Source organism: Dongia sp., from assembly GCF_041909655.1.
Taxonomy (GTDB): domain Bacteria; phylum Pseudomonadota; class Alphaproteobacteria; order Dongiales; family Dongiaceae; genus Dongia.
Genome location: NZ_JAYRDA010000018.1, coordinates 1 through 14,357, shown reverse-complemented (window position 1 = coordinate 14,357; position 14,357 = coordinate 1). Strand labels below are relative to the sequence as shown.

Sequence of the window (14,357 nt, the reverse complement as noted above, 5' to 3'; positions counted from 1 at the left end):
AATTGTGAAATTGTTTGCGGCCAGTCTTGGCGACGCCGGTATCTTAGACTAGGGATATGGTGACTTCCGAGCAAAGCTTGCTTGGCCCGATCTGCTGCGTGGAATGAAGATGGGAATGATCTCTGAGTTCCTTCAACAAGGTCCGCCGCGGGACTTCCGTCCGCTTTTCTTCGGATCCATGCTTTCCCGTCATGGTCGACAGCAGGCTGGTGAGGCGGCCCGGCCTGCTCTTGCCCCCCTTTTTCTCGAACCTGTTCCACAAGGTTTTCGGCGTTGCATTCAGGCTGCCGTGGTGCCCGACCTTGTAGACATCGACATCGGCCAGCATTTTCAGCACGCGCTCTTGCTGCAGCGCATAGCGCCAGTTCTCGATCTGGGCATCGCCGGGGAATAACAGCTTCTTTCCGCCGACTTCGAACAGCAGGATAAGGCTGGTATTGTTCATTTGCTTGTCGAGTGCGGTCACGATGGAGAGCAGTTGGTCGCTCCGCGCCTGCTTCAGCTTGTTGGCGAACCAGCGGATGCTGTGCGGATGCTGCCCACGCGGCCAAACCGGAGCTCCGGGAAACAGCTCTTCCTGCCTCTCGTCGAATTCTTCGTCCGCGCCGAGATTTTTAAGTGCCAGATGCCAGAATTCATCCTCGTCGCGCGCTTTCTGGCGGCGGATCGTATCTGTCTGCTTGAGTGTCGGCGGTCCGAGGACATGCGTCCTGACGCCGGGCAATACCCGCGTGAGTCCGCTATCGCTGCCGTGAAAAGCATAGACATTCTTCCGCCCCATCGCGGCGAGATTCTTTACCGCCGAAACATTCTTGATATTGTCTTCGCCCAGGAAGCGCAGCCGATCCCGCGCGGCAGGCGCCATCCATTTCAAGCCACCCTCATCGAGCATGCGCACGACACTGCGCGCAAAAAGATGCTGCGTATTGAGGCTGCGGTGGAATCCTGCCAAACCCTTGGCACTTCCCACCGCCGGTCCCAAGGCATCGATATCGAGGTCAAGTTGCTCGGTCCATGGCTGCACCACAACATCGACGTTGAGGCCGAGAATGATATCGCCTGGCGCATTTCCGGCCGCATTCGTGGCGAACCCGCTGATGTGATCGGCGTGGCGATGGGTAGCGATGACCGCCTGCAACTTGCCCTCGCATCTCCTTTCTATGTCCCTGGCGATGCGGGTTAGCTGGTCCTTGGGCGCGTTCTTCGGCAGAGCCGTGGTACCGAAATCGATCAGGATATGACGCTGCTTTGTGCCGTAAGCGAACCGCACCAAGAAGCAATCGCCAAAACCGACGTTATAGGAGAAGATGGTCACGCTGGTCGGTTTCTGTGCCATCACCGCTTCACCCCTGGCCACGCAAACGATGCAGATGCGCAAAGCTTCCCAACAGCCCGCTCTCACCGTCGAGATAGCCTTCATCCCAAAGATATTGCAGAATTTCGCTCTGCCGCGGCGCATGCAGCGGCTTGGCGATGTGATACTTGATCTGTCCATGCTGGTCGAAAATCAGGACGCCACCACCATGCGCGGTAAAGTACTGCGTCGTCGGCATGCCCGCCGGCCTTTCGACGCCCAGCATCGATTTGCATTCGGCGCCAAACATCTTGGCAACCTGAGCATATTCGCAAATGGTTTCGCGCAGCATGAAACCGTCATAGCTCAGCCGATGGCAAGGCCGCACCGACAGCACCTTGGTATAGGCGCGACTGTCCACGCTCAGCGCATCGCGATTCTCCCAGATGAAGCGGAAGACCTCTTCCCGATCGTGAAGCATGGACTCGTACTTGGTGTTGCGGTAGGTGATTTTTTCACCCTCGGCGAAGGGCTTCCAGGTTCCTGAATCCGTTTCGCATAGATCCGTCGGCGTCTCGATTCCGAAGCTCGCAAAAGTCTGCCGCAGCGTCTTGCGATAGGCAAAACGCGAATCATCCGGCATGACCTCATGATCCGCTGTCAGTAGCGCGGCCAGGTAGTCACCATAGGTCATATCGATGGCCGGGCAGTAATCGAGAGCGCGAATGGCCATTGTCAGCAGATGGTCGGCAACCTTCGTACCTTCTTCGACAACCATGTCCAGATTGTAGTCATCCTTGCCGAAAGTGCCGAGTTGGCCGATCCGGTTGACCCACAGAGCGAGAAACGAACGCATCATGGCAGCCGCGAAGATCTCGCCCCGAACATGGGGTTCCAGATAGTCTCGCTTCGACAGCAGCTTCTTGTCCGGTTTCAACATCACCGAACGCCGCAGGGCATCACCGCGGCTATCCTGAAGTTCGGCCCCCATCTGATCTGCCAACCCCAGGATGACCGATTTCGACAAGGCATCCCTGGTCAGATAGCGGCCGGAAATGACCCTTATGCTGGTACCCTTGTAGCGGCGCAGGCCATTCGCCGACAGGATCGAGGCAATCACCTCCCTCAGCGAAAAGGCGGACAGCATCGCCACGACATCGGCAAAGCCTTCGTGAAAGCCGGCGACATCCGGGCCGGATGGGTTCATGAAGCCGGTGCGCAGGCCGTCCAGCAGGGCATGGGTGGCTTCGTGCGCGACAATGTCGTGGGACAGGCTTGTGTGAACGATCTTCCCCGACTTGCCGCGAAAATAACCGAACAGCAGGCCACGATCGCTGCGGGAATAGAAGGCATTTGCGTCGCAGAAGGCATGCGGCGCGATATGAATTTGATGCCCGTCAAAGCCCCAGTGCACGCGCCGCCCCAGGGCGAATTCGAACCGCGCCAAGGTGCGCATGACGATGGCATAGACATTCTGGGCATGGAAATTGGGATCGCCCAGCAGACGACGTTCATAGGCAAGGCGGCTTGCCTTGGATTTCAGATCCTTCGGCGTCGCGGCGAAAGGATCGACGAAAGCGCCCTCTTTCGTCTCGTATTTGGCGCGGGCAAAATAGGCCACATTGGCCGAAGCATCGAAATCGACCACTTTCACCCGGTACCCGGTCGGCCCGTCCGCGAGTTCTTCGGCAGGCACTTCGACCTGCGCGAACGCCAACGGACCGGACGGCCCGCCGAGACGCACGCCAGGATCTTCTGCCAGTATTGTGAGCTTTCGGACGCGCGGAATCTCGGCCATGCACCTGCCTCCCGACGACGCAGGCGTATTCAATCATTAAACGATCTTCATGGCAATACTATACTAAAAGTTAAAGCAAGCCTGCTTGCCCCGCCGCGCGCCCTATTGGCCAAGTTTCACCACGCGACCTTTCAGCGCCACGCCGGCGACGATGGCGCCGGCATGGCATTCGAAGAGGGTTTCGCTCTCGAAGACGCGCTTCTTGTAATAGCTCACGATGCCGACGACCGCATCGCCACCCTCGGCCAACGCCCGCTCGCCGAGTTCTTTCAAGGCCGAGATCATGGCCCAGGTACAGGCTTCCTCATCCGACTTGCCGAACGAGTTGGTCTTGCGGTTGGTGACGAATTCGCCGCGATCTTCTCCAGCCGGCGCCGCCTGCCCGGCGAAGAAGAATTTCACATTCTGCGGCACGGATTCGGCATAGCGCGGATCGGCCATCACATCGGCAATGCTGAGCTCATAGCGGGTATCGCGGGCGGTCGCAGGGGAAATATCGGCAACCACACCGGCAACCAGTGTGCTCAGCAGGAGTGTGACAGCCAGGACAAATCTCGACATTAAATCGTTCCTCTCTTCGACTAACTACGCAGCCGCGACGGGCGTGCGCATGGTGACGAATTCTTCCGCCGCCGTGGGATGGACGGCCATGGTGGCGTCGAACTGGCTCTTGGTCGCCCGCATCTTCACGGCGATCGCGAGGGCCTGGATGATCTCGGGGGCGTCCATGCCCACCATATGGGCGCCGAGCACCACCTGGCTTTCACGGTCGACCACCAGCTTCATCAAGGTGCGCTCGTCACGCCCCGACAGCGTATGCTTCAACGGCTTGAACTCGGCTTTGTAGATATCCAGCGCCAATCCGGACGCCCGCGCCTCCTCTTCTGTGCGCCCGACGACGCCGATCGGTGGATGACTGAAGACCGCGCTGGCAATAGTGGCATGATCGACGCACCAGGACTTGCCGCCAAAGACGGTATCGGCATAGGCATGGCCTTCCTTGATCGCGACCGGCGTCAGGTTCACACGATTGGTGCAATCGCCGATGGCGTGAATATTGCCGATCGACGTCTTCGAAAAAGCATCGACCTTGATCGAAGCATCCTTGGCGAGTTCCACGCCCACCTCGCGGAGGCCCATGCCATCGGTCTTGGGCGACCGGCCGGTGGCATACATGACGACATCACAATCGATGATCCCGCCATCCTTCAGGGTGACACGGCGGCGTTCTCCAATGGCCTCGATCTTCACGACATCGGCATGTGTCCGCAGATTGACGCCCTTCTTGACGATTTCGGTCGCCGCGAAATTGCGGACATCGTTGTCGAAACCGCGCAGGATTTGCTCGCCGCGATAAAGAAGATGCGCTCTGGCACCAAGACCGTTGAAGATACCGGCGAATTCCAGGGCGATATAACCGCCGCCGACGATCACCACATCCTTCGGCAGTCGCGGAAGATGGAAGGCTTCGTTGGACGAAATGGCGAATTCGATCCCGGGCAGCACAGGCATCTCCGGCCAGCCACCGACCGCGATCAGGATTTCCTTTGCGGTGACCTTCTTGCCACCGACATCCAGCGTATGCGGGTCCAACAATACGGCGCGGGATTCCAGCAGCGCCACATTCGAGCCGGACAGCAATTTCTTGTAGATTCCGTTGAGGCGATCGATCTCCTTGTCCTTGTTGGCGATCAGGGTCGGCCAATCGAAGGTCGCCTCGCCTGATGACCAGCCATAGGCACGGGCATCCTCGAAATCCTCATGAAAATGCGCCGCATAAGAGAGCAGCTTTTTCGGCACGCAGCCACGGATGACGCAGGTGCCACCGACCCGGCTCTCTTCGGCAACGGCCACCTTGGCGCCATGCCCCGCCGCGATCCGCGCCGCGCGCACGCCCCCGGACCCGCCGCCGACGACAAAAAGATCATAATCGAATGTGGACATCTGCCAGCTCCTGCCTTTACCGGCGGCAGCTTTGCACGACACCCCACATGCCGGTCAACTAAACTTGGTTACTTTGGATCGGCCGCATATCGCGCGACGTAGTAGTAGATCTCGTTTTCCGGACCCTCTTCCAAATTTCGGATCACTTTATTGAGCGGATAAGTCGATTTTCGATTGTCCGCCGATATCAGCACCGCCGCCGACATCAAATCCTCGGGGACAAGTTCCTTCATCTGCGGTTGTTTTTCGATGAACTCGTCATAGTTCGCCCAGCGCCACGTCTCGAAGGCATTGCGCCGCAGGACCTCGCCGACATAGCAGCCGGTCGCCAGGATCGTGTTGGTATAGTCCTGGTTCTCGATGATGTCCTTATATGGACGTACCGCATCCAGATAATCGTCCACGGCATGAAGCGACTCTACCGAGTAATCCAAGACGGCCACATTGAGACGTTCGTGAAAGGCAACCTTGCCCTCTTCGAATGCAGATTGGCCCAAGAAAGCAGCGCAAAAAGCCGGGAGAAGGCTGACGACATCATAGCTCATGGACATTCACCGAGTTGTATTATGATCCGTAAATATCCTTATTAAGAGTATATTGAGTCAAGTGAAATTCAACCAAAATTGATGCCGGCAAATCAACGCAAGGCAATCCCCCTGCCCGGGCTGCGGATGGCCTGCAGCCAAGTCATCCGCACGAACCAGGCCGCGACCAGCACCTGGCAAAGGATCGGGCCGAAATTCAGCAGCGGATTGTCGCCGGCCAGCGGCAGCACCAGGGTGATGAAATCGAAATAGCCGCTGAAGGTAAGGATGATCCCCAGCGGCCAATAGACCAATGCCAGATAGACCAGCCAGGTCATGTCCGCACGATGCCGCCAGGGGCCGAAGCTGAGGCAGAGCAGCACCAGGATGTCCCGCATCATGAACAACGGCACCATCAGGACCGATTCCGTCAGATTGTCGTAGCTGACGAAGACCTCAAAACGCAGCATCGCATCCAGCATGCTGTCGGGCAGCCCATCCCGCGGAATCGTGATCAGTGTTGCAACCAGCACGCCAACGGCGCCCAAAGTTGCGACGAAGCTCAGCAGCCACCAAGGCAGTTCGGCCAGGCCGCGCGTGAAATCGCCCTTGCGCAACGCCAGCAGGCCGGAGCGGTAGCGGATCGGGTCACGCCGGTCCGCGAGAGCCGAGGCATAACAGAGCAACAGCATGATCACGGTGACTGCCGCCAGCGTCGCCAGCATCCCGCCATCCGGTCCCGCCGATATATTGGCCGTGGCAAAAGCGCAGAAAGCCACGAACATCGCCCAGGCCCAGGGCCAGGCGCGGTATTGAAGCTCGGTCCGCATCAGGCGGAAGGCGGCGATCAGCGCCCAGATCAAAAGACCGGTGCCGAGAATGGCACCGATCGCAGGAAGCGGCAGCGTATCGCCGCCAATCGTCCCGACCGGCAGCACGGGATCGGTCTGTTCCAGCACGCGCGCGGAATCCACGCCGCTGAACACGATATAGACGAAAAACCCGATCGTCTGGGCCAGGGTGATGGTGAGGCGCCGATAGAACACGACTTTGCGCAGCAGCAACAGAGAGACAGCGAAGGCCGTGGTGTGACTGAGCGCCGCCCCCATCACGGCCAGATAGACGCCAAGCCAGAAATTGCCGGTGCGACCGGGCGGATAGCCGAGCTGATGGCCGGCGATGATGTAGCAGGCCAAGGCCAGGAATCCGCAATACCAGACGAAGGCGCAGCCGCCGACCAGCTTTCCCCAGACCATCGACCAGGCGGAAAGGCCCGACATGCGCTGCGTTTCCCAGGTGCCGATCCCAACCTCCTCGGCCAGGGCATCCGCCGCCCGCCGCGGGCCCCACATGCCGAAAGCCACCAGAATGGCGAGATTGGCTCCTAGAAAAACCCGCTTGAAGCCGCCGAAGCTATAGAGGGCGTAAGCAATCGTGACGCCGACCACCAGGGCGGCCAAAAGGCGCTGCCAGCTGCATTGCAGCCACAAATTCCGCTGCAGTTCCGGATTGAGATCGAAGCGCATCACGGTTTGGGCGGCTCCAGGAAAGTTGCTTCCGGTTCCGCCGCGTCCTTCATGCGGTCGAGATAGATGTCCTGAAGATTTCGCCTCTCCGGTGCAAAGGCGGCGAGCGGCAGCCCGGCCGCCACGACCTTAGCCAGGGCGGCGGCGCGCTGCGCCGGATCGGCATCGACCCGGACGATCGCTTCGTCGAATCCGCAACTCACCACTTCAATCCCGGCAATGACCGTGAGGCGCGCCGACAACGCATGATCCGGGGTGGCGAAATCCAGTCGGATCTCCAGTTTCTGCCCGAACGATGCCGCGATCACGTCAAGTGCCGCATGTTCCACGAGGCGCCCGTTCTTGAGCATGAGGATATGGCTGGAATAATCCTGCAACTCGGCCAGGATGTGAGACGAAACTAGGATCGTCATCCCCTCGTCCGCCAATTGCCGCAGGATGGCCGAAAGGCCGATCCGCGCCGCCGGATCGAGGCCGGCCGCCGGCTCGTCCAGCATCAGAAAGCTGGGCTCGTGCAGGACCGCCTGGGCGATGGCCAGGCGTTGGCGCAGGCCACGTGACAATGTCCCGGCCTTTTGGTCCAGGCGATCGGCAATGTCGAGCCGCCCCGCCACGGCCGCCACCATGGCCCGTCGCTCTGACGCGGGCACACCCTGGGTGGCAGCGCGATAGGTCAGGCATTGCGCCACCGTCAATTCGTCATAGAGACCATAGAAATCCGGCAGAAAGCCCATCCGGCGATGTGCCGCGCGCGGGTTGTCATGTACGTCCTGCCCATCCAGGAAGACATGGCCAGAAAATGGCTGTTCCAGCGCGGCGCAAACCCGCATCAAGGTCGATTTGCCGGCGCCGTTCGGCCCCACAAGCGCCGTAATCGTGCCCGGATCCACCGCGAACGACACATCGTCCAGAGCGCGGTGGCCCGGATAATCGAAGACCAGGTTTTGAACCCTCAGCATGCCTGGCAGTTTCGCGGCTTTGGGCCAAGAAAGAAAGCCCATCGAGCGGGCAAATACCCTTTTGCTTCAAGGGACAAAGCGAGGGATGCGACAATCGGACCGAACGCCTTCTCCCATGATGACAGATGCGTCACCATCCGTTAACTTTACCGCCATTAGCACTTGCAGCAATCCGTGGCAGACAGGGCTGCGCATCGCTGTCGCATTCGATGAATCTCGAAGGCGCTACCGGCGCTTTCGTTTCACTATACCGACAAGGGGAATCAACATGGCTGGGAAGACAACCAAGAAGAAAGCCGCCACGGCAAAATCGAAGACTGCGACGGTTTCCAAAAAGACCCAGTCCAAGACCGTGAACAGCGGGATCGTGCCGGCAGCGCCGAAGCCCTATGCGGCAGCGTCGGTGGTCGACAGCCGCAACGGCAAGAAGTTCGAACTGCCGATCCTCAAAGGCACAGTCGGCCCCGATGTGGTCGACATCCGCAAGCTCTATGGCGAGCAAGGCCTCTTCACCTACGATCCCGGCTATGGCTCGACCGGATCGACCCAATCGGCGATCACCTATATCGACGGCGACGAGGGCATCCTCACCCATCGCGGCTACCGCATCGAGGATCTGGCCGAACAGAGCGACTTCATGGAAGTCTGCTATCTGCTGCTGGAAGGCGAGCTGCCGAACGCGCAGCAGAAGGCCGAATTCGAGAAGAACATCACCTATCACACGATGCTGCACGAGCAGATTGCGCGCTTCTTCTCCGGCTTCCGGCGTGACGCGCATCCGATGGCCGTGATGGTCGGCGTGGTCGGCGCCCTCTCCGCTTTCTATCACGACAGCACCGACATCCATGACGCCCGCCAGCGCACCATCGCCTCGCATCGCCTGATCGCCAAGGTGCCGACGATCGCAGCGATGGCCTACAAATACTCAGTGGGCCAGCCCTTCATCTATCCGCGCAATTCATTGTCCTATGCCGAGAACTTCCTGAACATGACCTTCGCGGTCCCGGCCGAGGACTACAAGATGGATCCGGTCGTGGCCAAGGCCATGGACAAGATCTTCATCCTCCATGCCGACCACGAACAGAACGCCTCGACCTCGACGGTGCGCATGGCCGGTTCCTCTGGCGCCAATCCGTTTGCCTGTATCGCAGCCGGCATTGCCTGCCTGTGGGGCCCGGCCCATGGCGGCGCCAACGAAGCGGTGCTGAAAATGCTGGCCGAGATCGGCTCGACCGCCAATATCAAGGACTATATCGGCAAGGTGAAGTCCAAGCAGGACAATACCCGCCTGATGGGCTTCGGCCACCGCGTCTACAAGAACTACGATCCGCGCGCCTCGGTGATGCGGAAATCCTGCCACGAAGTGCTGGACGCGCTCGGCAAGCGCAATGATCCGCTGCTGAAGCTCGCCATGGAACTCGAAAAAATCGCGCTCAACGACGATTACTTCATCTCGCACAAGCTCTACCCGAACGTCGATTTCTATTCCGGCATCATCCTGCAGGCGATCGGCTTCCCGACCTCGATGTTCACCGTGCTGTTCGCAGTTGCGCGGACTGTCGGCTGGGTCGCGCAGTGGAAGGAAATGATCGAGGATCCGACGCAGCGCATCGGCCGCCCGCGCCAGCTCTATACCGGCTATGGCGAGCGCCCCTACCTGCCGCTCAACAAGCGCAAGTAAGCGCGCAAATCTGCGTTATCGAAGATGATGGCTGGGCAGGACCCAGCCATCTTTTTTTGGACAATCGGGGTGCTCTCATGAGCGAGTCGTTTCTGGCCGTCACACGGGCAATTGCGGATTTCGTTGCCACACAGGATTCCGCCGATGAACATCTTGGTGCCGCGATCAGGCATATGGAGAAATCATCCGCCAGTGCAGCACCAAATCCTCTCTATCTACCCGCGCGCCCAACACCGGACTATGGCGACATTCTCGCAATGGCCCTGACGGCAGCTGCCGGATCACCGCTTGCTCATGTAGCAAAAGCCATCGCGCCGGTTTCCGGGCTCTTGCCCTGGCACTATTCCTACCCGACGGAGCCGGGTGAGGAAAATCTCGCCGACCGTATTGCCTTCGCCGAGATCGTCGGCCCACAAGGGGCATTGATCGCCCCACATGCACGGCTGGGATTTACCCTGATGGCCCCGCACACCTTCTATCCCATGCACGCACATCCGGCCGTCGAGCTCTATCTCGTCGTCGCTGGACATGCGGCCTGGCTGTCACCGGGGATCGAAGAGGTCGTTCCCCCGGGTGGCTTTGTGCTGCATCGAACGGGTCAGCCACATGCCATGCGCACCGCCGACGAACCGCTCCTCGCGATCTATGCCTGGCAGGGTGACCTCGATACGCCTTCGATTTATCTCTAGCGCTACTTCTGAATGAGCTCGATCTTGTAGCCGTCCGGATCTTCGATAAAGGCGATCACCGAGCCGCCATGCGCCATCGGCCCCGCCGGACGTGGAATCTTGACGCCCTCCTTGGCGAGCTGGTCACAAGTGCCGTAAATATCCCCGACGCCAATGGCGAGATGCCCGAAAGCCGTGCCGATTTCGTATGGCTCTTCGCGGCCCCAATTATGGGTTAGTTCGATCACCGCATTGTCGTCCTCGTCGCCATAGCCGACGAAAGCCAGCGTGAATTTCCCGCTCGGGTAATCCTTCCTGCGCAACAGCTTCATGCCGAGATGGCGCGTATAGAAATCGATCGATTTATCCATGTCCATGACGCGGATCATCGTATGCAACAGGCGATTGGCCATTCGTCTTTCCTCTTCGTAGCGATTGCTTCGTGAATTAACGGGCGGCGGCTTCAACCGCCGCCACGATGTCATCGACCACACGGGCCACCAATTTTTCGTCTTCACCTTCCGCCATCACGCGAATGAGCGGCTCGGTTCCGGATTTGCGGATCAGCAGGCGGCCGGAACTGTTAAGGGCCGCCTCGCCGGCCGCAATGGCCGCCTTGACCGCTGCCTGATCGAGCGGTGGCTTGCCCCCGGCCTGGAAACGCACATTCTTGAGGAGCTGCGGCAAGGGTTCAAAAGTGCGACCTGTTTCGCTCGCGGGCTTACCCGATTTGATCAGTACCGCCAAAACCTGGAGGGCCGCGATGAGTCCGTCGCCGGTGGTCGCAAAATCGCTGAGGACGATATGGCCCGATTGCTCGCCGCCGATATTGAGACCCAGTCGCCGCATCGCTTCTACCACGTAACGATCCCCGACCGCCGTGCGATGCAGGGTCACGCCGATACCCGCCAGATGCCGCTCCAAGCCCAAATTCGACATCACGGTCGCCGCGATGGCGCCACCCGAAAGGCGTTCCGTCATCTGCCAATCGGCGGCAATCAGCGCCATCAACTGGTCGCCGTCGATGATCTTGCCCTTCTCGTCGGCGATCATGACCCGATCGGCATCGCCATCCAGCGCGATGCCGATATGCGCCTTGTGCTTCAGCACTTGCTCGCACAGTTTCGCCGTGTGCACAGCACCGCAGCCGTCATTGATATTCGTGCCATTGGGTTCGTTGGCGATGGCAATGACATCGGCGCCCAGCTCCCACAGCACAGTCGGTGCCACCTTGTAGGCGGCACCATGGGCGCAATCGATGACGACGCGCAGCCCCTCTAGGCTGAGGCCTTTGGGAAAGCTCGACTTCACGAACTCCATGTAGCGCCCGGCTGCGTCGTCGATGCGCTTGGCCCGGCCCAGCCCAGCAGAAGGCGCCAGATTCTGCGCCTCGCCCAATGCCATACGCGCTTCGATTTCGGCCTCAATATCGTCCGAGAGCTTGTAGCCATCGGGTCCGAACAATTTGATGCCGTTATCCTCATAAGGATTATGCGAGGCCGAAATCATGACACCGATATCCGCGCGCATCGAGCGCGTCAGCATGGCGACCGCCGGCGTCGGCAGCGGCCCCAGCAGCATCACGTCCATGCCCATGGAGAGAAAACCGGAGGTAAGCGCCGTCTCCAGCATATAGCCGGAGAGGCGCGTATCCTTGCCGATGATGGCCCGGTGCCGGTGGCCACCGCGGGTGAAATGGGCACCGGCGGCCAGGGCCAGCTTCAGCGCCGTCACCGCTGTAATGGGCTCTACATTGGCCAGGCCACGCACGCCATCCGTGCCGAAGAGTTTGCGGCTCATGAAAAAATCTGCCTCAAATGATGTACCTCACTTTACCGCCTTCGACGTGAAGTGGAAACGTCCGGCTCAGGCGCCGGCCAGCGCCAGGACCATGGCCCTGGCCTGATAGGTCTCCGCGACGTCGTGGACTCGAACGATCTGGACGCCCTGGGCGAGGCCGAGGGTCGCCACCGCAACCGAACCCGGCATGCGGGCCTTGGGTGCCTCGCCCCGCGACAACCGGCCGATGAAGCTCTTCCGCGACACACCGAGGGTAATCGGGCAGCCGAAGCCATGAAAGGCCGCCAGTTCGTTCAGGATCAGCAGATTATGCGGGTCTTTCTTACCGAAGCCGATGCCCGGATCGAGCGAGATCCGGGCCCGATCCACCCCTAGTTCCGCCAAGCGCTGCAGGCGCATCGCGAAATAATCGACAAGATCCAGCGTGGCGTCCGCATAGACCGGATCGGCCTGCATGGTCTGCGGCTCGCCCAGCATGTGCATGAGAATGATTGCGGCGCCAGATTTCGCAGCCACACGCTCGCTGTCCGGATCGCCGGTGAGGGCCGTTACGTCATTGATGATACGGGCCCCGGCAGCGACCGCCGCCTCCATCACCGGCGCATGCCGGGTATCGACCGAGACCACAATCCCCTTCTCCGCCAAGGCACGGATCACGGGAACGACGCGGCGCAATTCCTCTTCGGTTGAGACGGGGGCGGCCCCCGGCCGGGTGGATTCACCGCCGATATCGAGAATGTCCGCACCCGCCTCCGCCAGCGCAAGTCCACGTGCGACCGCCGCCTCCGCATCGGCATAATCGCCGCCATCGGAAAAACTGTCGGGCGTCACGTTGACGATCCCCATGATGCGCGGCGTGCCGAGATCAAGTCCGGCCCAATGCGGCCGCGGCGCGACAAAGCCCGGCAATTGCGCCGCGACATGACGCTGGATCTCGACGAGACCGGCAGCGACACGCCGTCCCCGGCCCGTTGCATCACGCGTCGCGATCTCGCCACCGGCAAAGGCACAGAATCCGCCCGCCAGAGGCAGAGCCGTGCCGGCAGCAATCGCGCGCCGCGCGGCGGCGCCTGTCAGCAGACCTGTTGGAATGAAATAATCAGACGGCATTCGCCCCTCAAGATACCAGAAGCCCCGCCATCGAGGCGGGGCTTCATGGCAATCGGATTAAAACCCGCCGGCGATCAAGTGCCTGGCTGCGGCTTCGGTTCCAGGCTCGGCCGCACGATCGTGCTGGTCGGGATCGGCGAGCGCGGCTTGGACGGCGCCGAGGCGCTGCCGCCCTGGCCGGTATCCTGGCGGATCGGCTCGCCCTTCAACAAGGCGCGGACTTCCTCACCCGAGAGCGTCTCGAACTCGACCAGGGCCTTCGCCACGGCGTGCAACGCATCGAGGTTGGTGGTCAGGATGTCGCGGCATTTCTGCTCGCCGCTCTCGACGATGCGGCGGACTTCCTGATCGATCAGCTTGCTGGTCTCATCCGACATGTTCTTGCGCTGCTGGCCGATCTGATAACCCAGGAAAACGTCCTGGTCGTTATCGGTATAACGCAGCGGCCCGAGGACCTCGCTCATGCCGAATTCGGTGACCATGCGGCGGGCCATTTCGGTCGCCTGCTGGATGTCGTTCGACGCACCGGAATTGAGATGCTCTTCGCCATAGATCAACTGTTCGGCGATACGGCCGCCGAAACAGATCGTGATGCGGCTTTCCAGCCAGCGCTTGGAGATACTGTAGCGGTCCTTCTCCGGCAGCGACATGGTCAGACCCAGGGCGCGGCCGCGCGGGATGATCGTCACCTTGTGCAGCGGATCTGCTTCCGGCACTTCGATATTGACGATCGCATGGCCCGCCTCGTGATAGGCCGTCGCCAGTTTTTCTTCCGGCGTCATGACCATCGAGCGGCGCTCGCTGCCCATCATCACCTTGTCCTTGGCCTGTTCGAAATCGGACATGGTGACGACGCGCTTGCCGAAACGCGCGGCCAGCAGAGCCGCCTCGTTGACAAGGTTTGCAAGATCGGCGCCCGAGAAACCGGGGGTGCCGCGGGCAATCACTCGGGCATCCACGTCGGGACCCAGCGGAACCTTCCGCATATGCACCTTCAGGATATGCTCGCGACCGTTGATGTCCGGATTGGGCACGTTGATCTGGCGATCGAAA

General features: G+C 60.5%; 12 protein-coding genes and 1 pseudogene. 2 read left to right on the top strand and 11 right to left on the bottom strand.

The features are described 5' to 3' along the window. Positions 1 to 43 precede the first annotated feature (43 nt). The 7 genes from ACE3PR_RS20810 to ACE3PR_RS20780 form a co-directional block, all read right to left on the bottom strand. Positions 44 to 1,336 carry an MBL fold metallo-hydrolase gene (locus ACE3PR_RS20810; protein WP_374376112.1) on the bottom strand — a complete coding sequence of 431 codons (1,293 nt, stop codon included), beginning with the start codon at positions 1,334 to 1,336 and terminating at the stop codon, positions 44 to 46. 7 nt (positions 1,337 to 1,343) lie between these two features. Next, positions 1,344 to 3,092, bottom strand: a complete 1,749-nt coding sequence (locus ACE3PR_RS20805) for a hypothetical protein (protein ID WP_374376110.1) — start codon at positions 3,090 to 3,092, stop codon at positions 1,344 to 1,346. A 102-nt stretch (positions 3,093 to 3,194) separates the two neighbouring features. Continuing rightward, entirely contained in the window at positions 3,195 to 3,653 is a 459-nt protein-coding gene (locus ACE3PR_RS20800) for a hypothetical protein (protein ID WP_374376108.1), read from the bottom strand. Between the two features lie 24 nt (positions 3,654 to 3,677). Next, on the bottom strand, positions 3,678 to 5,036 hold the full coding sequence (gor, locus tag ACE3PR_RS20795) for a glutathione-disulfide reductase (RefSeq protein WP_374376106.1): 1,359 nt from the start codon (positions 5,034 to 5,036) through the stop codon (positions 3,678 to 3,680). Positions 5,037 to 5,104: 68 nt separating this feature from the next. After that, entirely contained in the window at positions 5,105 to 5,581 is a 477-nt protein-coding gene (locus ACE3PR_RS20790; RefSeq protein WP_374376104.1) for a hypothetical protein, read from the bottom strand. 92 nt (positions 5,582 to 5,673) lie between these two features. Beyond that, complete coding sequence (locus tag ACE3PR_RS20785; protein WP_374376101.1) at positions 5,674 to 7,089, bottom strand: hypothetical protein; 1,416 nt, start codon at positions 7,087 to 7,089, stop codon at positions 5,674 to 5,676. Next, positions 7,086 to 8,045 carry an ABC transporter ATP-binding protein gene (locus ACE3PR_RS20780; protein WP_374376099.1) on the bottom strand — a complete coding sequence of 320 codons (960 nt, stop codon included), beginning with the start codon at positions 8,043 to 8,045 and terminating at the stop codon, positions 7,086 to 7,088. The genes ACE3PR_RS20785 and ACE3PR_RS20780 overlap by 4 nt, the downstream gene beginning before the upstream one ends. A 268-nt stretch (positions 8,046 to 8,313) precedes the next feature. Between ACE3PR_RS20780 and gltA the strand changes: the two genes are divergently transcribed. Next, on the top strand, positions 8,314 to 9,726 hold the full coding sequence (gene gltA, locus ACE3PR_RS20775; protein ID WP_374376096.1) for a citrate synthase: 1,413 nt from the start codon (positions 8,314 to 8,316) through the stop codon (positions 9,724 to 9,726). A 77-nt stretch (positions 9,727 to 9,803) separates the two neighbouring features. After that, a complete protein-coding gene (locus ACE3PR_RS20770; RefSeq protein WP_374376094.1) occupies positions 9,804 to 10,415 on the top strand; it encodes a dimethylsulfonioproprionate lyase family protein in 612 nt (203 codons plus the stop codon). Positions 10,416 to 10,417: 2 nt separating this feature from the next. Here the strand turns inward: ACE3PR_RS20770 and gloA are convergent, their stop codons facing one another. The 4 genes and pseudogenes from gloA to ACE3PR_RS20750 all read right to left on the bottom strand — a co-directional run. Next, positions 10,418 to 10,807, bottom strand: coding sequence for a lactoylglutathione lyase (gloA, locus tag ACE3PR_RS20765; protein ID WP_374376091.1), 390 nt, complete (start codon positions 10,805 to 10,807; stop codon positions 10,418 to 10,420). 34 nt (positions 10,808 to 10,841) lie between these two features. Beyond that, complete coding sequence (gene glmM / locus ACE3PR_RS20760; protein ID WP_374376088.1) at positions 10,842 to 12,194, bottom strand: phosphoglucosamine mutase; 1,353 nt, start codon at positions 12,192 to 12,194, stop codon at positions 10,842 to 10,844. Positions 12,195 to 12,260: 66 nt separating this feature from the next. Then, positions 12,261 to 13,304 (bottom strand): dihydropteroate synthase, encoded by a 1,044-nt coding sequence (folP, locus tag ACE3PR_RS20755; RefSeq protein ID WP_374376086.1) that lies wholly within the window; start codon positions 13,302 to 13,304, stop codon positions 12,261 to 12,263. A 74-nt stretch (positions 13,305 to 13,378) separates the two neighbouring features. Continuing rightward, a pseudogene (locus ACE3PR_RS20750) lies at positions 13,379 to 14,357 on the bottom strand (cell division protein FtsH); the annotation flags it as partial.

Excerpts from the sequence above, each read along its gene's own strand:
- ACE3PR_RS20780 (WP_374376099.1), bottom strand. The coding sequence starts at position 8,045 with ATGCTGAGGGTTCAAAACCTGGTCTTCGATTATCCGGGCCACCGCGCT.
- gltA (WP_374376096.1), top strand. The coding sequence starts at position 8,314 with ATGGCTGGGAAGACAACCAAGAAGAAAGCCGCCACGGCAAAATCGAAG.
- ACE3PR_RS20805 (WP_374376110.1), bottom strand. The coding sequence starts at position 3,092 with ATGGCCGAGATTCCGCGCGTCCGAAAGCTCACAATACTGGCAGAAGAT.
- ACE3PR_RS20800 (WP_374376108.1), bottom strand. The coding sequence starts at position 3,653 with ATGTCGAGATTTGTCCTGGCTGTCACACTCCTGCTGAGCACACTGGTT.
- gloA (WP_374376091.1), bottom strand. The coding sequence starts at position 10,807 with ATGGCCAATCGCCTGTTGCATACGATGATCCGCGTCATGGACATGGAT.
- glmM (WP_374376088.1), bottom strand. The coding sequence starts at position 12,194 with ATGAGCCGCAAACTCTTCGGCACGGATGGCGTGCGTGGCCTGGCCAAT.
- ACE3PR_RS20790 (WP_374376104.1), bottom strand. The coding sequence starts at position 5,581 with ATGAGCTATGATGTCGTCAGCCTTCTCCCGGCTTTTTGCGCTGCTTTC.
- gor (WP_374376106.1), bottom strand. The coding sequence starts at position 5,036 with ATGTCCACATTCGATTATGATCTTTTTGTCGTCGGCGGCGGGTCCGGG.
- folP (WP_374376086.1), bottom strand. The coding sequence starts at position 13,304 with ATGCCGTCTGATTATTTCATTCCAACAGGTCTGCTGACAGGCGCCGCC.
- ACE3PR_RS20810 (WP_374376112.1), bottom strand. The coding sequence starts at position 1,336 with ATGGCACAGAAACCGACCAGCGTGACCATCTTCTCCTATAACGTCGGT.
- ACE3PR_RS20770 (WP_374376094.1), top strand. The coding sequence starts at position 9,804 with ATGAGCGAGTCGTTTCTGGCCGTCACACGGGCAATTGCGGATTTCGTT.